The sequence below is a fragment of the Streptomyces sp. NPDC019531 genome (assembly GCF_044903305.1).
Lineage (GTDB): Bacteria > Actinomycetota > Actinomycetes > Streptomycetales > Streptomycetaceae > Streptomyces.
The window spans coordinates 84,206-104,381 of record NZ_JBJDQL010000008.1 but is presented as its reverse complement, the minus strand read 5'-3'; the positions used below and the strand labels follow the sequence as shown (position 1 = coordinate 104,381).

Genomic DNA, 20,176 nt, shown 5'->3' with positions numbered 1-20,176 from the left:
CTGACCTGCGGTTACTGGTGCTGTGGGGTGAGATGTGCCACCTGGTGCGGGCCGGGGGCGGGTCTCGCTCACCGGCGCTGGCGGGGTGCCGCTTCTGTGGGCCGGGAGCCGCCCCAGCGGCACGACTGCCCGCAGCTACGGCGGACCGAAGGCCGGCGCTGCTTGGGTGGGCGGTGCCTCGGCTACGGCGGCATTTCGGTCGGCGGCGGCTGCAACCTACCCAGGGGCGCGGGGAACTGCGCGACCAGCCCCCACCGGTCCGCAGCCGGAACACGACCGATCCTCACCGGTCCGCAGCCGGAACACGACCGATCCCCACCGGCACGCGGCCGAGAATCGACGGTCCTACGCGAGTGCCGACAGCCCGGGGCCGAAGACGATCAGCAGGGGCAGCAGAGGTACCAGGGAAGCCATCGCCGTGGTCAATGCCCGCTGCCGCAGAAGCAACCGCGGCGGAGGCTCCAGCAACCGGTCCACCCGCTCACCCAGCAGCCGATGACTGGACGCACACGACAGCACTCCTCGGTGCTGGTTCAGCTCGATCAGTGCCAAAGCCGTCGTCAGATGGCCGCACCGCCGAGACGCCGTGTCGTCCGCCGCCAGCTCCACCAACCGGTGGGTCTGGTCGCAGAAGTGGGCGAACAGCGGCACCCGCGGAAACCCCGTAGCCAGCGCCGTGGACAGATGGAGCAACCAGTCGTGGCGGGCCCGCGCATGCCCGCGCTCATGGGTCAGGACCGCGTCCAGCTGATGGTCGGTGAGCCGGTGCAGCGCACCCGTCGTCACGATCAACTGCGGCGGATTCCCCGGCATCCACCAGGCGTCCGGATACTCGTCCTCCAGGACGAGCAGCGGACCGCGCGCCACCGACCCCAGCCCGGCGGGCAGATCCGGCGCGCGTTCCCGCAGATGAGCACGGGCGGCGCTGCGGCGACGGCGGGCCTCGACCAGCTCACGGGCCAGCATCGCCGTGGTCCACCCGGCTCCGGCCGCCAGCAGCCCGGTCGACACGACCGCCCAGACCGGCGCCGCCGAGAGGTCGTACGCCGCGGTCACGGCCGACGGCGCCGGGGCGAACACATGGTCGCGGACCGTGTGGAAGACCGCCGCCGCGCCCAGGACCAGCGCGGTGAGGCAGCACAGCAGGACGGTTGCGACCAGGCACTGCCACACCCACAGGCCGACCACCGGCTCCCGTTCGGGCCAGGCGGCCCGGGTGAGCGCGCGCGGCACCGGCACGGCGGCCGCCACGGCGACGGTGCTCAGCAGGAGCAGGCAGAGAGTCATGCCACGGGCTCCGCATCCTGATCGGAAAAGGGTGGGGCTGTGCGGTGAGGCGGTGCGGGGCGGTCAGTGCGTCGTCCCACGCATGCCGTCCGCCGTCAGTATGCCGTGCCCCGAGGCCCCGCGGCAGGACTCGGACGACTCCGGACGCCTCACACGCCCCCGGGCACCACCCGCCCCACGACCTCCCCGAGCCCCACCCGAACCCCGGCGGGCCCGGGCGCCCACGCCGACAGCGTCACCACGTCCCCGTCCTCCAGGAAGGTCCGCTTCCCGTCGGGGAGTTCGAGCACGTCCCGCCCGTTCCAGGTCAGCTCCAGCAGTGACCCCCGCTCGCCCGCGGAGGGCCCGCTCACCGTCCCCGAGCCGTACAGGTCACCGGTCCTCAGCGACGCCCCGTTCACCGTCATGTGGGCCAACTGCTGGGCCGCCGTCCAGTACATGGAGGAGAAGGGCGGCCCCGACACCACGTGACCGTTGATCGCGACGGAGATCCGCAGGTCGTAACCGCCCGGCTCCACCTCGGAAGACGTGTCGTCCAGATACGGCAGCAGCTCGTGCGTTCGCGAGGGCGGCGCCACCCGTGCCTCCTCCAGCGCGTCCAGCGGGGTGATCCACGCCGACACCGACGTGGCGAAGGACTTGCCGAGGAACGGGCCGAGGGGGACGTACTCCCAGGCCTGGATGTCGCGCGCAGACCAGTCGTTGAGCAGGCACAGCCCGAAGACGTGCTCGCGGAAGTCACCGAGCCCCACCGGCCGGCCCATTTCCGAGGGCACCCCGACCACGAAGCCCACCTCGGCCTCGATGTCGAGCCGCACCGACGGCCCGAAGACGGGCGCCGCGTCCGGAGCGGGACGACGCTGCCCTGAAGGCCGTACGACATCCGTCCCCGACACCACCACCGTGCCCGAGCGGCCGTGGTAACCGATCGGCAGGTGCTTCCAGTTGGGGGTCAGGGAGTCGGCGGCGTCGGGACGGAAGATCTGGCCGACGTTCCGCGCGTGGTGCTCGGAGGCGTAGAAGTCGACGTAGTCCGCGACCTCGAAGGGGAGATGGAGTTCGACGGAGGACAGCGGGTGGAAGAAGCCCGCGATCGCCTCACGGTGGGCCGGGACCGTCACCCACGCCGTCAGCGCCCGCCGGACGTCCGACCAGGCGGTGCGGCCGGCGGCCAGCAAAGGCCCCAGCGACGGCTGGGCGAGCAGGGAGACATACGGAGAGCCGAGGGCGACCGCGGCCGCGCTCGCGTCGAGGACGTGGTCGCCGAGCCGGACGCCGACGGTCCGCCGGGAGGACGTGGTGGAGAAGACTCCGTACGGAAGGTTGTGCGGACCGAAGGGGTCGCCCTCGGGCAGGTCGAGGGGGACATCGAAGGGGGGCATGGGGTACTGCCTCACTCTCGCGCATGCCGTGCGGTGCAGATGGTCGCGGCACACGTTACGGCTGGGACGCCTGTCGCGGCAGTGCCTAAAGGGTTAGCAATGTGGCTAAAGAGTTAGCAATGTCCTGTTAAGGGATAGTCGGAGGCTTCCATTCCGGCTTAGCGTCCTTTGCGAGGCACGGACGGGATGGGTGGGGTCGCGTCCGCTGGGGGACGCGTGGGGGGACCGTGGCCAGGAGTACGAGCAGTGTGCCGTTCGAGGCCGACAAAGACGTACCGGCCTTGATCGTCAAGTTCGGCGACTACCCGCTGCACCACGGCGGCGTGGGCGCGATCCGCAGTCTGGGCCGTCTCGGCGTGCCCATGTACGCCATAACTGAGGACCGTTGCACACCCGCGGCCGCCTCCCGGTACCTCACGCGCGCGTTCGTCTGGCCGACGACCGGCACCGAGGACCCGGGCCGGCTGGTCGAGGGACTGATCCGGATCGGGCGCCGCATCGGCCGCCCCGCCGTCCTCGTACCGACCGACGAGGAGGCGGCGGTCCTGATCGCCGAACACCAGAGCGACCTCTTCGGCCGCTTCCTCTTCCCGCGCGTGGAGCCCGCCCTGCCGCGTCGCCTGGCCAGCAAGCAAGGACTGCACGAACTGTGCGTGGAACACGGCATCGCGAGCCCGGAGGCCGCCTTCCCGCAGTCGTACGACGACATCGTGGCCTTCGCCGAGAAGGCCCGCTTCCCGGTGGTGGCCAAGAATCGCGAGGCGTTCGTACGGCGTCGGCGGCCCGCTGTGAACGGCACCACGCGCATCGCCACCCGTGAAGGGCTGCTCGCCCTCGCCCGTGACTGGGGCGAGCGGCCCGGGGTGATCCTCCAGGAGTACCTGCCGCGAGAGGAGGCCGAGGACTGGATCGTGCACGCCTACTTCGACCACAACTCCACCCCGCTGGCCATGTTCACCGGCGTCAAGGTGCGCTCCTGGCCGCCGCACGCGGGTATGACAGCGAACGCGTACGTCGTCGACAACCCGGAACTCGCGGACCTCGCCGCGCGTTTCATCAAACAGATCGGCTACACCGGCATCATCGACCTCGACCTGCGCTTCGACCGGCGCGACGGTCAGTACAAACTGCTCGACTTCAACCCACGCATGGGAGCCCAGTTCCGGCTCTTCGAGAGCGAGTCGGGGGTGGACGTCGTCCGCGCCATGCACCTGGATCTCACAGGGCGTGCTGTTCCGGAGGGGGAACAGCGGGCCGGCCACCGCTATGTCGTGGAGAACATCGACCTGCCCGCCCTTCTCGCCTACCGACGCAGCGGCTATACGACCCCGCACGCGCCGAAGCGGCCCAGCGGGACCGAGCTGGCCTGGCTCGCGGGTGACGACCCGCTGCCGTTCCTCACCATGCTCGGGCGCTTCGTGCGGCCGGGCGCCAAGCACCTGTACCAGCTGTGGCGGACCAACCGCCGTGGTGGCAGTACCCGTTCGGGTGGCTAGCCAGTACCGACCACCCGCCACCCGCACGGCCACGAAGTGACGAAGTGACGTCCTGGGGAGGGACTTCGTGATCCATCCGGTAGCAGTCATCGGCGCCGGGCCCTTCGGCCTGTCCACCGCGGCCCATCTGCGGGCGCGCGGCATACCCGTGCGCGTCTTCGGCGACCCCATGGTCAGCTGGCGCGACCACATGCCCGCGGGCATGCTTCTCAAGTCCACCCCGGCCGCCTCCAACCTCGACGCACCCCAGCGCGGGCACACACTCGTCGACTACTGCGACGAGGCGGGGATACCCCGGCTGGTGACGGACGAGGACATCGTCCCCGTGGAGACCTTCATCGCCTACGGCCAGTGGTTCCAGCAGAAGCTGGTGCCCGAGCTGGAGCGGGTGCGGGTGGTCTCCGTGGACCGCGGCGAGCGCGGCTTCACACTGAAACTCGACTCGGGGGAGACGTTCACCGCGCGGGCGGTCGTCGTCGCCACCGGCCTGTCCGGGCTGTCCCATCTGCCCCCGGAACTGGCCGCCGCCGCACCCGAGGGGCCCACCCCGACGGGCCCGGTCTCCCACAGTTCCCAGCAGCACGACCTCACCCGCTACTCCGGCAAGGAACTGATCGTCGTCGGCGCCGGCCAGTCCGCGCTGGAGACGGCCGCGCTGGCGGCGGAGGCGGGCGCGCAGGTCCGGGTGGTGGCGCGGGGACGCGGCAGCGTGGCCTTCGGCGCACCGCCGTGGAAGCAGCCGAGGCTGCGCCCCGAGTCGCCCTTCGGCCGGGCCTGGTCGCTGTGGGCCCTGACCTACTACCCGCACCCCTACCGCCGTCTTCCGGCCCGCACCCGCCACTACCTGGTCCGCCGGGTCCTCGGCCCCCTCGGCGCGTGGTGGCTGCGCGACCGCTTCGAGGGCAAGGTGCGGGTCACCGAAGTGGACCGTATCCGGAGTGCGGACACGACCGACGGTCACCCGACCCTGAACGTCCTCACCCACGCCGGTGATACGGCCCGTCTCTCCGCCGACCACGTCATCGCGGCCACCGGCTACCGCGTCGACCTCGCCGCGATGGACTTCCTCGGCCACGAACTGCGCACCGCGCTCGCCGTCAGCCGCGGCACGCCCAGGCTGGGGACCGGATACGTCTCCTCCATACCGGGCCTGTACTTCACGGGCCTGCCGGCGGCAGCCTCCTATGGTCCGGTGATGCGCTTCGTCTGCGGCACGGAGTTCGCCTCACCGAGGCTGGCGCGGCACTTGGCGGCGGCTCACGGTTAGGGGCCCTGTCCGACGGATCATGTCGGCGTCGGCCCACCAGCGCAGTCTCTTGCAGCCGGCCTGGTCCGCCGGACCAGCCCCGGCGTCAGGATGTGCAGACGTCCTTCAGCTTGGCGGCCGCCGCGTCGATCCTGCTGGAGTCCGGGTCGGTGTCGCCGTTGAGGATGGACTTGTTGTAGTCCTCGATCGCCTTGTCGAGGTCCTTGACGGCCTGGTCGACCTCGCTGTCGTCCGAGTTGTCCTGGATCTTGTTGATCCGGTCGACGTTCTTGTCGATCGTGTCGATGGAGTCCTCGGCCTTCGACGGGTCCTTCACCGCGTCCCAGCCGGCCTCATGGATGGCCTTGACGCTGTCCGCGATCGTGTCGGCGTTGGACACACAGTCCAGGGAGGTGTCGATGTCGTCCGGGTCGCAGCCGGTGACGAGCACGGCGGTGAGGGCGACGGCGGTCAGGGCGGTGACGACGGTGAGGCTACGGCGACTGCGCATGGCTGTGGCCAACCTTTTCTCGGGGCGGGATTCGATGCCCTCCACGATTCCGTCGCCCGGCCGCGGCCACGAGGGAGCTGTCTGGCGTATGCGGGGTGTAGCTCCCTACACCCCGCAGCTCGGGACTACGACCGATACCGCCCCAGCGTCCGCAGCCCCGGCAGCGCCCTGTCCTGGAAGTCGAACAGGGCCAGGTTCTCCCACGCGTTGCCCGAGGACGGGTCCGTCGAGTCCCAGCCGCTGCCCGCGCGGTAGGTCCACAGGCCCTCCCAGTAGCAGTAGCCGAGCCCCTGTCCGTCCGGTACCCCGGCCGCGAGGTCGGCCACCGCGCGCAGCCAGGCGGCCTGGCCCGCGGGCGTGGCAGGGAAGCCCTCGGTCAGCTGTGAGGGGTCGTTCAGGATGTCGTTGACGTCGTCCTCGCTCTCCAGCGTGAACGGGTACGCCGTCTCGGCGATCACGCACGGCTTGCCGTAACGCGCCGTGATGTCGGCCATGTTGGCGGCCGCGTTCGCGATCGGGCCGTGCCAGAACGGGTAGTAGGAGAGCCCGATGATGTCGAAGTCGACGCCGTACGACACCATGTTGTCGAACCACCAGCGGTACAGCCCGTTGTCGCCGCCGTTCGCCAGGTGCAGGATCGTCCGGACGCGCGGGGTGGTGTCCTTGGCCGCGCTCAGGCCCGCCTGGAGGAATGCGGTCATGGCGTCGAAGTGCTCCCAGTTGCCCTCGGGCCACAGCAGACCGCCGTTCAACTCGTTGCCGATCTGCACGAGTTGAGCCGGGGTGCCCTGTCTGCGCAGGGCGCCCAGCACATCCGCCGTGTGGTCGTGGACCGCCCTGGTCAGGCCCGCCACGTCCAGGTCCGCCCACGCGGCCGGCTTGGTCTGGTGCGCCGGGTCGGCCCAGCTGTCGGAGTAGTGGAAGTCGATCCAGATGCCGACCCCGGCCCGCTTCAGACGGCGGGCGAGCGGCAGGATGTGCGCCTTGTTGTTGTAGCCGTCGACCGGGTTCACCCACACCTTCAGCCGGGCGTGGGTGACGCCGGCCTGTGCCATGAGGCGGATCGGGTCCTGACGGTGGCCGTCGGAGGTGCGGTACACCGCTCCGTGGTCCTCGTTCTTCGGCAGCGAGGAGATGTCGATGCCCCGGATCTCCAGGCGACGGGCACCGGAAGAACCGGAAGAACCGGAAGCCCCTGAAGAAACGACCGAGCCCGGAGCGGCCACGGCCTGGGCCGCCCCCAGCACCGGAGCGGCCAGCGCGGCGGCTCCGGCAGCGGCGAGGACACTGCGTCTGCGCATGTCAAAGGGTCCTTTCACGGACGGTCACGGCGATACCGGCGCCGCGGTGAGTCCGGCGGCCGGGGGAGGGCCGGAAACGGGGGCGAGGGGAGCCACTGGAACACCGTACGACCGAGAAAACCCCTCATTTTCTGTGATCGTGCACAGCTCCCCTCGCCCCTGTCAGCGGCGAACAACAAGTAGGTAACCCCACGCCTCCGCCATTGACAAGGGGCCGAAACAATTCTCTACTGTGCACGATCACAGAGCCGCGCGGTCCTCGCGCACAGCCTCTCGGTCACGTCCGCAGAACCTCCCCCCACGGCGGTTGCCGCGAACGCGGGACGTTTCGAGACCGGCTGGTTCCAAGTCAGGGGAGATGAAGATGTCGATCAACCGCCGCCAGATCAGCAGGCGCAGCATCCTTGCCGGGGCCGCAGCCCTCGGCCTCACCAGCACCCTCGCCGCCTGCGGCGGTTCCGACGACGACTCCGGCGACAGCGACAGCGGGCCGGTCAAGCTGACCTACTGGTCGTGGGCGCCGAACATGGAGAAGGTCGCCGCGATCTGGAACAAGAAGAACCCGGACATCACGGTCACCGTGTCCAAGCAGGCCAGCGGCGGCGAGATCGTCTCCAAGCTGATCACCGCGAAGAAGGCCGGCAACGCCCCCGACCTCATCCAGGTCGAGTACCAGTCCCTGCCGACCCTGGTCTCCAACGACGTCCTGGCCGACATCACCAAGTACGCCGGTGACACCAAGTCCCAGTTCGCCGAGGGCCTGTGGGGCATGGTGACCCTCGGTACCGACGCGCTCTACGCGATCCCGCAGGACGCCGGGCCGCTGATGTTCTACTACCGCGAGGACCTCTTCAAGAAGCACGGCCTCACCGTCCCGAAGACCTGGACGGAGTTCGCCGAGACCGCCCGCGCCGCCAAGAAGGCCGTCCCGGACGCCTACTTGACCACCTTCTCCGCCAACGACCCCGGTCTGTTCGCGGGCCTCGCCCAGCAGGCCGGCGGCAAGTGGTGGACCGTCGACTCGGCCGGCAAGTGGACCGTCGGCATCGACGACGCGGCCACCAAGCAGGTCGCCGAGTTCTGGGGCGGCCTGGTGCAGGAGGGCGTCATCGACAATCAGCCGATGTACACCCCGGCCTGGAACAACGCCCTGAACAAGGGCACCCACCTCGCCTGGGTCTCCGCCGTCTGGGCGCCCGGTGTGCTGGTCTCCTCCGCGCCCGACACCAAGGGCAAGTGGCGCATGGCCCCGCTGCCGCAGTGGAAGTCCGGCGAGAACGTCACCGGCAGCTGGGGCGGTTCCTCCACCGGTGTCTCCACCGACTCCAAGCACGCCGAGGCCGCCGCCAAGTTCGCGACCTGGCTGAACACCGACCCGGAGGCGCTGGCCGCCCTGGTCAAGGAGGTCGCGATCTACCCGGCCGCCACGAAGGGCCAGTCCGGGGACGTCCTGACCACGCCCGAGTTCTTCTCGAACCAGGCGGACTTCTACACCACGGCCGGCGACATCGCCGCCACCACGGCCACCGCGGCCTGGGGCCCCAACGTCAACACGGCCTACACCACCTTCCAGGACGCCTTCGGCAAGGCCACCAAGGCGAAGAAGGAGTCCCAGTTCGACTCCGCACTCGCCACCATGCAGTCGAAGACCTTCGGCGACATGAAGAAGCAGGGCTTCGAGGTGACCGAGGCATGACCAGCGCTCCGCTCAAGGGCTCCGACCTCACCGAGGTCGGGCCCTTGGCGGACGGCACCGGCACCGCCCAGTCCGTCCGCCCCAGCCGCCCCCGCCGCCGTGGCCGCAGCGCACCGTACTGGTTCCTGGTGCCCACCCTCACCCTCTTCGCCGCCTTCACCGTCGTGCCCATCGGGTACGCGATCTGGCTGAGCCTGCACAAGGTCCAGGTCAAGGGCATCGGCCTCGGCAAGGGCGCCCGGCAGCAGGTCTGGAACGGCATCGGCAACTACACCGACGTCCTCAACGACTCCGAGTTCGGCCACAGCGTCCTGCGTGCCTTCGGCTACGGCCTCATCGTCATCCCGACCATGCTGGGCCTCGCGCTGCTGTTCGCGCTGATGCTGGACACCCCGAAGGCACGCAGCGCGCCCTTCGCCCGGCTGATGATCTTCCTGCCGTATGCGGTGCCGGGCATCATCGCCGCCCTCATGTGGGGCTTCCTGTACCTGCCGGACGTCAGCCCCTTCTACTACCTGCTCGACAAGTTCGGCCTTCCGCAGCCCGACCTGTTCGACGGCGGCAACCTCTACCTCTCCTTCGCGAACATCGCGGTCTGGGGCGGCACCGGCTTCAACATGATCGTCATCTACACCGCGCTCAGGGCGATCCCGCCGGACATCTACGAGGCGGCCCGGATCGACGGCGCGACCGACCTGCACATCGCCCTGAAGATCAAGATCCCGATCGTGATGCCCTCCCTGGTGCTCACCTTCTTCTTCTCGGTGATCGCCACCCTCCAGGTCTTCACCGAGCCGATGGCCCTCAAGCCCCTGACCAACGGTCTGCCCAGCTCGTGGAGCCCCCTCATGGCCATCTACGACAAGGCCTTCCTGCAGTCCGACATCTACGGCGCCTCCGCCACCGCGGTCGTCCTGGCCCTGGCCACGTTCGTCCTCTCCTTCACCCTGCTGCGCATCTCCGACCGCTACACCCGGGAGGACCGGGCATGACCCCCCTCACCCTCACCGCCGACACCACCGGCAAGGCACGCCGCACCGCCTGGGTGCCCACGATCGTGCTCATCCTCGGCGCGCTGTACTGCCTGATCCCCATCGCCTGGGTGGTCATCGCGGCGACCAAGGACCGGTCGGAGCTCTTCTCCACCTTCACCCTCGCCCCCGGCAGCGGCTTCTTCCAGAACCTGAGCGACCTGACCGCCTACAGGGACGGCATCTTCTGGCGGTGGATGGCCAACTCGGCCTTCTACGCCGGTTTCGGCGCCCTGCTTTCCGCCGCGGTCTCCGCCGCCGGCGGCTACGCGCTCGGCCGGTTCGCCTTCCGGGGCCGCGAGGCCATCTTCAAGATGATCCTGGCCGGCGTCCTGGTGCCGTCCATCGTGCTCGCCGTGCCGCAGTACCTACTGCTGTCGAAGCTGGGCATGGCCGACTCGTACTGGTCGATGCTGCTGCCGTCGATCCTGTCGCCGTACGGCGTCTACCTGGTCCGCATCTACGCGGCCGCGTCGGTGCCCGCCGAGCTCATGGAGGCGGCCCGGATGGACGGCGCGAGCGAGTGGAGGATCTTCTCGCGGATCGCCGTACCGATGATGATGCCGGGCCTGATCACGGTGTTCCTCTTCCAGTTCGTGGGGATCTGGAACAACTTCCTGCTGCCCTTCGTCATGCTCGCCGACGACGAGAAGTTCCCGATCACTCTCGGCCTCTACACGCTGCTCGCCCAGGGCGCCTCGCAGCCGGCCCTCTACACCCTGGTCATCACCGGATGTCTGCTGGCGATCCTTCCGCTGATCGCGCTCTTCCTGGTGATCCAGCGGTTCTGGTCCCTGGACCTGCTGAGCGGCTCGGTCAAGGCCTGAACATCCCTTCTCTTGCTAACGAGGAACATGACCACGAGTGCGAACGGGCGCCGCAGGCCCCCCACCATCCACGACGTTGCCCGCGAGGCGGGCGTGTCGCGGGGCACCGTCTCCCGCTTCCTGAACGGCGGCCACTACGTCTCGCCCGCCGCCCGGCGGGCGGTCGAGTCAGCCATCAAGAAGACCGGCTACGTGGTCAACAGGCATGCGCGCAGCCTCAGCACGGGACGCTCCGACTCGGTCGCGTTCCTGCTCACGGAACCGCAGGAGAAGTTCTTCGAGGACCCCAACTTCAACATCCTGCTGAGGGGTTGCACCGAACGGCTCGCCCAGCACGACATCCCATTGCTGCTGATGCTCGCGGAGAGCGACGACGACCGGCGACGGCTGACCCGGTACATCACTTCGGGTCACGTCGACGGGGTGCTGCTGCTGTCCAACCACAGCGGTGACCCGGTCGCCGCCGAACTCCACGACGCCGGGATCCCGTTGGTGGTCTGCGGCAAGCCGATAGGACTCGGCTCCAAGGTGAGTTACGTGGCGGCCGCCGACCGCGAGGGCGCGCAGGAGATGGTCCGCCATCTGCTCGCCGGTGGGCGGCGCCGCGTCGGCATGGTCACCGGGCCGCTGGACATGCCGGGCGGCCCCGACCGCCTCGCCGGTTACCGGGACGTGCTCGCCGATGCGGGCCTGCCGTACGACCCGGCGCTCGTGGTCGAGGGCGACTTCCGGCGCAGCGGCGGCGAACGGGCGGCCCGGCGGCTGCTGTCCCAGGCCCCCGACATGGACGCCGTGTTCGTCGCCTCCGACCTCATGGCCCTCGGCGTCGTCAACGTCCTTCAGCAGTCCGGGCGTTCGGTCCCCGGCGACATCGCTGTCGGCGGCTTCGACGACTCCCCGGCGGCCACCGCCCTCGCCCCGGCCCTCACCACCATGCGCCAGCCCTTCGACCGCATCAGCGCCGAGATGGTCCGCATGCTCCTCGCCCAGATCACCGGCGAGGACACGGCCGGAGTGATCCTCCCGACGGAACTGGTGGTGCGGGACTCGGCGTAGGCGCTCCGCGGGGAGTAGAGGAGTAGGGGGGTGGGGGAGTACGGGAGCAGGGGGCGAGGGCCGAGCGGGGGGCATACCTCGCGTCGGCCGTGCGTGGTTCCCCGGCGCACCCGGTCTGCCGCACCACCCGGAACCGGAACGCCCGTCAACGTATGTGAAAGCAGCAGCCGTCCGGTTCCCGTCGAGTCGGAGGGGCCAACCATCCGTATTCTCTGATCATGGCCGCCTCCACCGCATATTCCTTGATCGCCACCGACCTGGACGGAACGCTGCTGCGCGCCGACGACACCCTCTCCGACCGGTCGTTGGCCGCGCTCGCGCGGGTGGCGGCGGGCGGGGCCCGGCATCTCGTCGTGACGGGACGGCCGGCGCCCAGAGTGCGGCCGCTCCTGGACGACCTGGGCAGCACGGGGCTCGCGGTGTGCGGGCAGGGCGCGCAGGTGTACGACGCCGGCGCGGACCGTCTGCTCTGGTCGGTCACCCTGGACCGGGAGTTGGCCGAGACCGCGCTCGGGAAGATCGAGGCCGAGGTCGGCCAGGTGTACGCGGCCGTCGACCAGGACGGCGTCGACGGGCTCACCCTCATCGAGCCGGGGTATCTGATGCCCCACCCGACCCTGCCCGCCGTGCGGGTGGGACGGCGCGACGACCTGTGGTGCGCGCCGATCAGCAAGGTGCTGCTGCGTCACCCCTACCTGTCCGACGACGAGTTGGCGGTGACGGCGCGCTCGGTGGTGGGCTCGCTGGCCACGGTCACGATGTCGGGACCCGGGACCGTCGAACTCCAGCCATGCGGCATCACCAAGGCGACGGGCCTCGCGCTGGCCGCCGAACACCTGGGCCTGGGGCCCGAGTCGACGATCGCCTTCGGGGACATGCCCAACGACATCCCCATGTTCGATTGGGCGGCCCATGGCGTCGCGATGGCCAACGCCCACCCCGAACTCAAGGCCGTGGCCGACGAGGTGACCCTGTCGAACGAGGACGACGGCATCGCCGTCGTCCTCGAAAGACTGTTCAGTGCGGCGTAGTTCCTAGTACGCGCCGAACACGTTGTCGATGGACCCGTACCGCTGGGCGGCGTAGTTGCAGGCCGCGGTGATGTTCGCGACCGGGTCGTACGGGTCCCACGAGGTGTTGGCCACGTGGTACGCGTTGAAGGTCGGGTCGATCACCTGGAGCAGGCCCTTGGAGGGCGTGCCGGCGGCCGCGTTGGAGTCCCAGTTGTTGATGGCCCAGGGGTTGCCGGAGGACTCGCGGATGACGTTGCGGTAGATGCCGTCGTAGGAGCCGGGGATCCCGTGCTCCGCCATGACGGCGAGGGAGGCCCGGATCCAGCCGTCCAGGTTGTTGGCGTAGCCGAGCGTGCTCGCGGTCTGCACGGTCGGGGTGGCCGCGGACGCGGTGGTCGCGCCGATGAGGGGGAGCGCGAGTACGGCGGCTCCGGTGCCGGCGATGGCGAGCTTGCGGACGAGACGGCTTGTGCGGGGAGTGCGGTGCTGAGCGGCAGCAGGCATGGCGAAGTTCCTCTCCGTCGCCTGCGAGGTGAGCTGTCGGGTTCGGGCGGGAGTTGCCCGGTCATGCCCGCGAAAGGCATGGCTTCACCCCGAGCCGTACCGGTATGTCCGAAGACGTCCGGTCCGGCGGCTTACCTGGTTCCCCCGCTCCTGCCATGGCTTCTCGGTGGGTGTGCGGGCGGTGGCAGGATTCGGCGTCCACCCGACAGGCCGGGAACGTATGCGAGAGCACATGTCCGGAACAAGTGGCGAATTCACATGACGTGCTTATTGACCTTGGTCGGGGGTATTTGGGGCACTTGATCCTTTGCGGTCGCAAGCCTCAACTGGTGCGCGGGAAAAGGCGGATCGGTGAATTCCGGATATGCGTCGATCCGTTGATCCGGGTGAGCCAAGTCACGCCCATGCGCAAGACGTGCAAAACGGGCAAGAATGCCCAACTCATAGTCAACCGGCCGTCCGTGGGATCCGCTTCTCCCACGTCCGGTGGAAGACCACCTCACCGCCGTCGGTGCAGATCACCTCGTTCGAGGTGAGGAAGTCCGTCCTGTCGCAGCTGATCTCCGAGCGGGTCCGGACGGTGGTGTCCCAGGCGAGCTCCGGGCGGTGCAGCCGGATCGACCAGTCCGAGCGGGCACGGGCGGACAAGGGGTCCTTCTCGTCGATCGTGTACGTCTCCAGCGCGTCCTCGGTGAACTCCAGCCCGTCGGGGTACACGCGCGTGCCGCCGTAACGGGGGTCGACCTCAAGGCGCCACTCGCCCTTGGCCACGTCACGCACGACCAGGCGCTCGGGCCGCGGCTCGTCGAGCGTCACGGGCTGGTTCGCTCCGAGCGGCGCGGACTGCTCCGGCTCGTCGAAGGCGATGTCCGAGGAGGTCTCACGCGCGCGTACCGGCAGTTCGAGGAAACTCCCCGCGGGCTCCAGAGTGAACCCGGCCTGCGATTCGGGCTGCGGCCAGATCCACGGCCAGTACGCCGAGGACACGGCGAGCCGGATGCGGTGGCCGGGCGGGAAGGCGTGTCCGATGCCGTTCAGCTCGAAGGACACCTCCTGGGTGGCCCCCGGCTCCCAGGGCACGGCCCGGTCCCTGCCATGGCGCGCGGAGAGGTTCAGCACACCCCGGGTCACGAGCGTCGAGGACCCGTCCGGGGCGACATCGCAGAGCCGCGCGACGACCTGCCCGCGCGACACCTCCGAGGTCACCCTGAGACGCACCCGCGGCCGTCCGAGGACCCACGTCTCCTCGCCCACCGCGAACTCGAAGCAGGCCGAGCGGGCGTCCTCCTCCCGCTGGTCCGGCGGCAGGTCGGCATCGTTGCCGAAGGGGAAGAAACGGCCCGCGTCCACGCCCGTGTGCTGCGGGGAACGGACCAGCACAGGGGCGCCCTGAAGGCCGTACGACACCGTGGTGACGTGGGGGGAGGGCCAGCCGGGCTCGCCGACCCAGCGGCCGGGCAGGGTGCCGTACACCGTGGCCGGGGGGTGGGAGTCGCTGACGTAGGCCCTCAGGAGCGGTTCCCGCATGACGCCCGTGTCGACGCCCTTCAGATGCTGGTCCCACCAGCGCAGGGTCTCCTGGAGGAAGCCGATCGCCGGGCCGGGCGGCAGACCGCGGTCGGGGTACTGGTGGGACCAGGGGCCGATCAGGCCGCGGACGCGGTCCTGCGGCAGGTGTTCGACGAGTCTGAGCACCGTGTCGCGGTACGGGTCGTGCCAGCCGCCCACCGCGAGGACGGCCGCGTCGATCGCGCCGTAGTCCTCGCAGACGCTGCCGTGCCGCCAGTAGTCGTCGCGGGTCTGGTGGCCGAGCCAGGTGTGGATGAACGGATCCACGGCTTCGAGGCGCCCCAGCCACATGTCCCGCCAGACGTCGCCGACATGGAGCGGATCCGGCGGCCGGGAGACGAAGGCGAGCAGGGTCGCCGCCCACGCGTGCATGTCCACCGCGAGGACGGAACCTCCCATGTAGTGCACGTCGTTGTCATAGCGGTCGTCGGTGGAGCAGACGGTGACGACCGCCTTGAGCGGCTCGGGTGCGAGGGCCGCGATCTGGAGGGAGTTGAAGCCGCCCCAGGAGATGCCGAACATGCCGACCCTGCCGTCGCACCAGGGCTGTGCGGCCAGCCAGTTGACCACCTCGACCCCGTCGGCGAGTTCCACGGCCGAGTACTCGTCGCCCGGCATGCCCTCGCTGTTCCCGTGCCCGCGCACGTCCACGCGGACGGACGCGTAGCCGTGGCCCGCGTACCAGGGGTGGCGCTGCCAGTCGCGGGGCGCTGTCCAGTCGGTGAGGCGATATGGCAGGTATTCGAGGATCGCGGGTACCGGTTCGGGGGTGAGGGGTCGCCACACGCGCGCGTACAGGCGCGTCCTGTCCGGGAGCAGGATGCGGACGTCCTCGTGGGCCGTGTCGTAGGGGAAGGACGTACGGATGTGGATGCTCATCGGGTGACCTCAGTGGACGGGGTGCATGGTGCGGCGCAGCCAGGGTGCGGCGGCCCTCACGGCGAGGCCCGCGGCCGCCGCGATCGCGCCGTTGACGCCGAAGCAGGCGTCGCGGGTCCGGGCGGGCCTGGTCGTGGCCGACATGCCGGAGGTCTCCAGGAGGATGTCGCCGAGGCCCAGCAGGAAGTAGGAGCCGACGATCCACCAGGCCGACATCAGGTAGTCGTCGCCGTGCCCGCTGGTCGGCAGGACCATCAGCAGGAACGACAGACCGCCGAGTACGACCCCGATCGCGATCTTGTTGGAGGCATGCGGCTGGCCGTGGCCCATCCGGACCCACAGGGCGGCGACGAAGGGCGCGAGACCGATCTCGAAGGCGCCGAGCGCGGAGGCGTACCAACCGGCCGGGAAGCCGAAGCCGAGGATGGTCGTCTCGGCGTTCGTCGAGGCCGGCAGCATCATCGTCGAGCAGGCCTGGAACAGGATGAAGTTGAAGACCGTCGAGGCCAGAAAGAGCATGATGTACGGCCTCAGGCGGCCGCGTTCCTCCTGAGTCACCCGGGGGCTCGTGAACATCACCGTGAAGTAGACGACCGGGGCGATCACCGAGATCAGGGTGAGCAGGTCGACGAAGCGGTCCATGGTGAGCCGACCGGCCAGGGCGAGGAGGGTGGCGACCAGGGCGACGGCTGCCGTTCCGGCGATGATCAGACGAACGGCCCTGCGCATCGCCTGAGGCGCGAGCGCGAACTCCGCCGCGTTCCTGCGTCCGGCGAGGTGCCGACGGCCCAGGACGTACTGGACAAGACCGAACGTCATGCCGATCGCGGCCGCCGAGAAGCCCCAGTGCCAGCCCCTGTGGTCGCCGAGCCAGCCGGTGATCAGCGGGCCCGCGAAGGCGCCGATGTTGATCGCCATGCAGTACAGCGCGAACCCGGCGGCCCTGCGGTCGTCGTCGGTGGCGTAGAGCTTGCCGACCATGGTGGCCACGTGGGGCTTCAGGAGTCCGGCGCCGACGCTGATGAGGCCGAGGCCCACCCAGGTCATGATCCCGGTCGGGACGGCCATCGCGTAGTGGCCGCAGGCGATCAGGACGCCGCCCCACAGCACCGCGCGGTACGAACCCAGGATGCGGTCGGCGAGCCAGCCGCCGGCGACCGAGACCAGGTAGACGAGGGTGCCGTAGGCCGCGGAGACGGAGGCGGCGGTTCCGGCCGACATGCCCATGCCGCCACTCGCCACCGTGTCGGCGAAGTACAGGACGAGGATGGCCTGCATGCCGAGGAACGAGAAGCGCTCCCAGACCTCCAGACCGGAGAGGGTCAGCAGGCCCTTGGGCCGCCCGAAGAACGCGGTGTCGTCCTCGGGAGGAGGGCTGCCGCCGGGCTGCCCGGGCTCTTCTGGCTCGATATCGACTTCGGTCCGGGACACGGGCGGCTACTTCCCTACAAGTCGATAGATATCCGTTCTTTTCAGGCGATCAAAAACATACCGGTCGTGATCCGATACCGCCTGGCATGGACGGGGCGGGCGCTATCGGTGATCCAAAGGCGACCGGATACGCTGACTTGAGTGATGGCAGCGACCTATCGACATTCCGCGTAACCGCCAGTAGACACCAGCAGACAGGAGACCCCTCGTGACCGTCGTCGGGCCGTTCGGGCTGAGCGTGCGGGACCAGGCTCTGGAAGCCGATGTCCAGGCCGGAATGACGGCTGTCGAGGAGGGATTGCTCGAAGCCACAAAGAGCGAGGTTCCCTTCATCACGGAGGCAGCCCAGCATCTGGTGCGCGCGGGCGGGAAGCGGTTCCGGCCGCTGCTCGTGATGCTCGCCGCCCAGTTCGGCGATCCCTACGCACCGGGTGTGGTGCCCTCGGCCGTGGTGGTGGAGCTGACCCACCTCGCGACGCTGTACCACGACGACGTGATGGACGAGGCCGCGGTGCGCCGCGGGGTCGACAGCGCCAACACCCGCTGGGGCAACTCGGTGGCCGTGCTGACCGGCGACTTCCTGTTCGCGCGGGCCTCGCACATCCTGGCCGACCTCGGTCCCGAGGCGGTCCGGGTGCAGGCGGAGGCGTTCGAGCGCCTGGTCACCGGCCAGATCCTGGAGACCGCGGGGCCGATGGACGGCCGGGACCCGGTCGAGCACTACCTCGACGTGCTCGGCGGCAAGACCGGCTCGCTGGTCGCGGTCTCGTGCCGCTTCGGGGCGATGATGTCCGGCGCCGACGAGACGGTCGTGGACGTCCTGACCCAGTACGGCGAGCGCCTCGGCGTGGCCTTCCAGCTCGCGGACGACGTCCTGGACATCGCGTCCGACTCCCACGAGTCCGGCAAGACCCCGGGCACGGACCTGCGCGAGGGCATCCCCACGATGCCGGTGCTACGGCTGCGGGAGCGGGCCGCCCGGCTCGGCCTGGCCGACGACATCGCCCTGTGCGAGCTGCTCGACTCCGACCTCACGGACGACGCCAGGCACGCGGAGGCGCTGGCCGCGCTGCGTACGCACCCCGCGCTCGACCAGGCCCGTCGGGACACGGTGCAGTACGCCCAGGACGCGCGCGCGGCACTGGCCCCGCTGCGGGAGTGCGCCGCGAGGGCGGCCCTGATGGAGCTGTGTGACGCGGTGGTCCACCGGGCGGGTTAGCGCCCCGGTTCTCGAAGCGCCTCAAGAGCCTGCCGACCGCCGGGTTTGCGGGTGGAGCCGTCCGCGGCCGGCTCCACGAGGTCACCGTCCTCAAGCCCACCCGGTCCGGTCGGTACCACGGTCTGTTCGCCGACACCGTGGAGGTCCCGCGGCCCAACACCCTAGGCGGGTCGCACCGGCCGGCCCCGGCAGCCCGGGCGCGATCGTCGGGGTGCCGGGCCGGGCCGACCACGTGTTCCCGCGAGGCTGATCGCCCGGCTTCCCGTCGAGCCGGCCACCGGGCGAGGGGCGTCCCCTACGGGTCGTAGGGGTCGACCGCATGTCGTGTCATACCCCAGGTGTACGCGGAGTTGGCCCCGAGGGGTGACGCATGCTCATGGCCGATTTGGTCAGATGGACACCACGGAAAACACCACTCCTCACCGATTCGGGTGAGAATGGCGGCTACGGGGTGGACGCACGGGAGTTGACAGCCGCCGCCGACGACGGAGGTAAGGCACACATGGCACCGTACGAAACCGACGACAGCGCGACCGCCGCGGAGGCCGACGAACTGCGTGCGGCGCGTCGGCGCAAGACCGCGCGGTACGTCGTGCCGGCCACGGTGGTGGGCATCGCGGCGGCGACCATCGGGCTCGTCCCGGCGCTCGCCGACTCCGGCGACCCCGACCTGCCGAAGATCAGCGCACAGGAACTCATCGAGAAGATCGCCGCGTCGGACGTACAGCAGCTGTCCGGCACGGTGAAGATCACCACGGATCTCGGTCTGCCGGACCTCGGCGGCCTGGAGAGCTCGCTGGGCTCCGCGGCCGGTCCCTCAGGCTCGGGTGAGGGCTCGTCCGCGGACCCCTCCAGCAAGCTCACCGAACTCGCCTCGGGCACCCACACGCTGCGGGTGGCGGCCGACGGTGAGGACAAGCAGAAGGTCTCCCTGCTGGAGGACGCGGCCGAGTACAGCCTCATCCACAACGGCAAGGACGTCTGGGGCTACGACAGCAAGTCCAACTCGGTCTTCCACACCACGGCTTCCGAGAGCGACGGAAAGCCGAAGGAAGAGCTCCCGGCCACCCCCAAGGACCTCGCCGAGGACGCCCTCAAGGCCGCCGACGACACCACCTCCGTGACGGTGGACGGCACCGCGCAGGTCGCGGGCCGGGACGCCTACCGCCTGGTCATCAAGCCCAAGGACGCCGGGTCGACCGTCGGCCAGATCACCGTGGCCGTGGACTCGAAGACCGGTCTGCCGCTGAAGTTCACGCTGACCCCGGCAAGCGGCGGCGCGGCCGTCGTGGACGCGGGCTTCACCCAGGTCAGCTTCGCCAAGCCGGCCGCCTCGACCTTCGACTTCACCCCGCCGAAGGGCGCCAAGGTCGAGGAGGAGGACGCCACCAAGGCGCCCGAGCACACGCGGGACTTCGGCAAGGGCTCAGCCGACGAGCTCGGCAAGGACGGCCTCGACGGGCTGAACGTCATCGGGGACGGCTGGGACTCCATAGCCACCTTCGACACCGGTGGCCAGGGCGTCCCGTCCGGCTCCGAGGTCGGCGGTGACGTCGGCGGCTTCCTGGACTCGCTCGGCGACAAGGTCTCCGGCAAGTTCGGCGAGGGCACCGTCTTCAAGACCCGCCTCATCAACGCCCTGATCACGGATGACGGCAAGGTCTACGTCGGCGCGGTCACCAAGGACGCGCTGGTGAAGGCGGCGAACGCGGGGAAGTAAGCCCCCAC

16 protein-coding genes and 1 riboswitch are annotated in these 20,176 nt (G+C 69.8%); of the genes, 9 read left to right on the top strand and 7 right to left on the bottom strand.

Translation table 11 applies throughout. From position 1 onward, the window contains the following. Nucleotides 1-345 precede the first annotated feature (345 nt). Nucleotides 346-1,287, bottom strand: coding sequence for a M56 family metallopeptidase (locus tag ACI2L1_RS12850; RefSeq protein WP_404739358.1), 942 nt, complete (start codon nt 1,285-1,287; stop codon nt 346-348). 149 nt (nt 1,288-1,436) lie between these two features. Next, nucleotides 1,437-2,669, bottom strand: coding sequence for a fumarylacetoacetase (gene fahA, locus ACI2L1_RS12845; RefSeq protein ID WP_404739357.1), 1,233 nt, complete (start codon nt 2,667-2,669; stop codon nt 1,437-1,439). A 248-nt stretch (nt 2,670-2,917) separates the two neighbouring features. On the opposite strand from fahA, the gene ACI2L1_RS12840 reads away from it, so the two are divergent. Together ACI2L1_RS12840 and ACI2L1_RS12835 are read left to right on the top strand one after the other, a co-directional pair. Continuing rightward, nucleotides 2,918-4,165, top strand: coding sequence for an ATP-grasp domain-containing protein (locus ACI2L1_RS12840; RefSeq protein ID WP_404739500.1), 1,248 nt, complete (start codon nt 2,918-2,920; stop codon nt 4,163-4,165). A 67-nt stretch (nt 4,166-4,232) separates the two neighbouring features. Next, on the top strand, nt 4,233-5,432 hold the full coding sequence (locus ACI2L1_RS12835; RefSeq protein ID WP_404739356.1) for an FAD-dependent oxidoreductase: 1,200 nt from the start codon (nt 4,233-4,235) through the stop codon (nt 5,430-5,432). Between the two features lie 85 nt (nt 5,433-5,517). Here the strand turns inward: ACI2L1_RS12835 and ACI2L1_RS12830 are convergent, their stop codons facing one another. Beyond that, nucleotides 5,518-5,922: a hypothetical protein gene (locus tag ACI2L1_RS12830; protein WP_404739355.1), complete on the bottom strand. Its 405-nt coding sequence runs from the start codon at nt 5,920-5,922 to the stop codon at nt 5,518-5,520. A 125-nt stretch (nt 5,923-6,047) separates the two neighbouring features. Further along, nucleotides 6,048-7,223 carry an arabinogalactan endo-beta-1,4-galactanase gene (locus ACI2L1_RS12825; RefSeq protein ID WP_404739354.1) on the bottom strand — a complete coding sequence of 392 codons (1,176 nt, stop codon included), beginning with the start codon at nt 7,221-7,223 and terminating at the stop codon, nt 6,048-6,050. Between the two features lie 358 nt (nt 7,224-7,581). On the opposite strand from ACI2L1_RS12825, the gene ACI2L1_RS12820 reads away from it, so the two are divergent. From ACI2L1_RS12820 to ACI2L1_RS12800, 5 genes are all read left to right on the top strand, one after another. Beyond that, the gene (locus ACI2L1_RS12820) at nt 7,582-8,919 is read left to right on the top strand and encodes an ABC transporter substrate-binding protein (protein WP_404739353.1); all 1,338 of its coding nucleotides are present in this window, start codon (nt 7,582-7,584) and stop codon (nt 8,917-8,919) included. Then, nucleotides 8,916-9,911, top strand: a complete 996-nt coding sequence (locus ACI2L1_RS12815; protein WP_404739352.1) for a carbohydrate ABC transporter permease — start codon at nt 8,916-8,918, stop codon at nt 9,909-9,911. The genes ACI2L1_RS12820 and ACI2L1_RS12815 overlap by 4 nt, the downstream gene beginning before the upstream one ends. Continuing rightward, nucleotides 9,908-10,777, top strand: coding sequence for a carbohydrate ABC transporter permease (locus ACI2L1_RS12810; RefSeq protein WP_404739351.1), 870 nt, complete (start codon nt 9,908-9,910; stop codon nt 10,775-10,777). The genes ACI2L1_RS12815 and ACI2L1_RS12810 overlap by 4 nt, the downstream gene beginning before the upstream one ends. A 27-nt stretch (nt 10,778-10,804) precedes the next feature. Further along, nucleotides 10,805-11,833 (top strand): LacI family DNA-binding transcriptional regulator, encoded by a 1,029-nt coding sequence (locus tag ACI2L1_RS12805; protein ID WP_404739350.1) that lies wholly within the window; start codon nt 10,805-10,807, stop codon nt 11,831-11,833. Between the two features lie 218 nt (nt 11,834-12,051). Next, complete coding sequence (locus ACI2L1_RS12800; protein WP_404739349.1) at nt 12,052-12,864, top strand: HAD family hydrolase; 813 nt, start codon at nt 12,052-12,054, stop codon at nt 12,862-12,864. A 3-nt stretch (nt 12,865-12,867) separates the two neighbouring features. Here the strand turns inward: ACI2L1_RS12800 and ACI2L1_RS12795 are convergent, their stop codons facing one another. The 3 genes from ACI2L1_RS12795 to ACI2L1_RS12785 all read right to left on the bottom strand — a co-directional run bounded on the left by ACI2L1_RS12795 (nt 12,868) and on the right by ACI2L1_RS12785 (nt 17,229). Next, nucleotides 12,868-13,350 (bottom strand): transglycosylase SLT domain-containing protein, encoded by a 483-nt coding sequence (locus tag ACI2L1_RS12795; RefSeq protein WP_404739348.1) that lies wholly within the window; start codon nt 13,348-13,350, stop codon nt 12,868-12,870. Nucleotides 13,351-13,353: 3 nt separating this feature from the next. Further along, nucleotides 13,354-13,557, bottom strand: a riboswitch (cyclic di-AMP (ydaO/yuaA leader). 240 nt (nt 13,558-13,797) lie between these two features. Beyond that, nucleotides 13,798-15,792, bottom strand: coding sequence for a CocE/NonD family hydrolase (locus tag ACI2L1_RS12790; protein ID WP_404739499.1), 1,995 nt, complete (start codon nt 15,790-15,792; stop codon nt 13,798-13,800). Nucleotides 15,793-15,807: 15 nt separating this feature from the next. Further along, a complete protein-coding gene (locus tag ACI2L1_RS12785; RefSeq protein WP_404739347.1) occupies nt 15,808-17,229 on the bottom strand; it encodes a peptide MFS transporter in 1,422 nt (473 codons plus the stop codon). Nucleotides 17,230-17,437: 208 nt separating this feature from the next. Between ACI2L1_RS12785 and ACI2L1_RS12780 the strand changes: the two genes are divergently transcribed. Further along, nucleotides 17,438-18,448, top strand: a complete 1,011-nt coding sequence (locus tag ACI2L1_RS12780) for a polyprenyl synthetase family protein (RefSeq protein ID WP_404739346.1) — start codon at nt 17,438-17,440, stop codon at nt 18,446-18,448. A 502-nt stretch (nt 18,449-18,950) separates the two neighbouring features. Continuing rightward, nucleotides 18,951-20,168 (top strand): outer membrane lipoprotein carrier protein LolA, encoded by a 1,218-nt coding sequence (locus ACI2L1_RS12775; protein ID WP_404739345.1) that lies wholly within the window; start codon nt 18,951-18,953, stop codon nt 20,166-20,168. The last annotated feature ends 8 nt before the right edge of the window (nt 20,169-20,176 follow it).

Bases quoted from the DNA above. Each gene is read 5' to 3' on its own strand.
- ACI2L1_RS12850 (WP_404739358.1), bottom strand. From the start codon at position 1,287: ATGACTCTCTGCCTGCTCCTGCTGAGCACCGTCGCCGTGGCGGCCGCC.
- fahA (WP_404739357.1), bottom strand. From the start codon at position 2,669: ATGCCCCCCTTCGATGTCCCCCTCGACCTGCCCGAGGGCGACCCCTTC.
- ACI2L1_RS12830 (WP_404739355.1), bottom strand. From the start codon at position 5,922: ATGCGCAGTCGCCGTAGCCTCACCGTCGTCACCGCCCTGACCGCCGTC.
- ACI2L1_RS12825 (WP_404739354.1), bottom strand. From the start codon at position 7,223: ATGCGCAGACGCAGTGTCCTCGCCGCTGCCGGAGCCGCCGCGCTGGCC.
- ACI2L1_RS12820 (WP_404739353.1), top strand. From the start codon at position 7,582: ATGAAGATGTCGATCAACCGCCGCCAGATCAGCAGGCGCAGCATCCTT.
- ACI2L1_RS12815 (WP_404739352.1), top strand. From the start codon at position 8,916: ATGACCAGCGCTCCGCTCAAGGGCTCCGACCTCACCGAGGTCGGGCCC.
- ACI2L1_RS12810 (WP_404739351.1), top strand. From the start codon at position 9,908: ATGACCCCCCTCACCCTCACCGCCGACACCACCGGCAAGGCACGCCGC.
- ACI2L1_RS12805 (WP_404739350.1), top strand. From the start codon at position 10,805: ATGACCACGAGTGCGAACGGGCGCCGCAGGCCCCCCACCATCCACGAC.
- ACI2L1_RS12800 (WP_404739349.1), top strand. From the start codon at position 12,052: ATGGCCGCCTCCACCGCATATTCCTTGATCGCCACCGACCTGGACGGA.
- ACI2L1_RS12795 (WP_404739348.1), bottom strand. From the start codon at position 13,350: ATGCCTGCTGCCGCTCAGCACCGCACTCCCCGCACAAGCCGTCTCGTC.
- ACI2L1_RS12775 (WP_404739345.1), top strand. From the start codon at position 18,951: ATGGCACCGTACGAAACCGACGACAGCGCGACCGCCGCGGAGGCCGAC.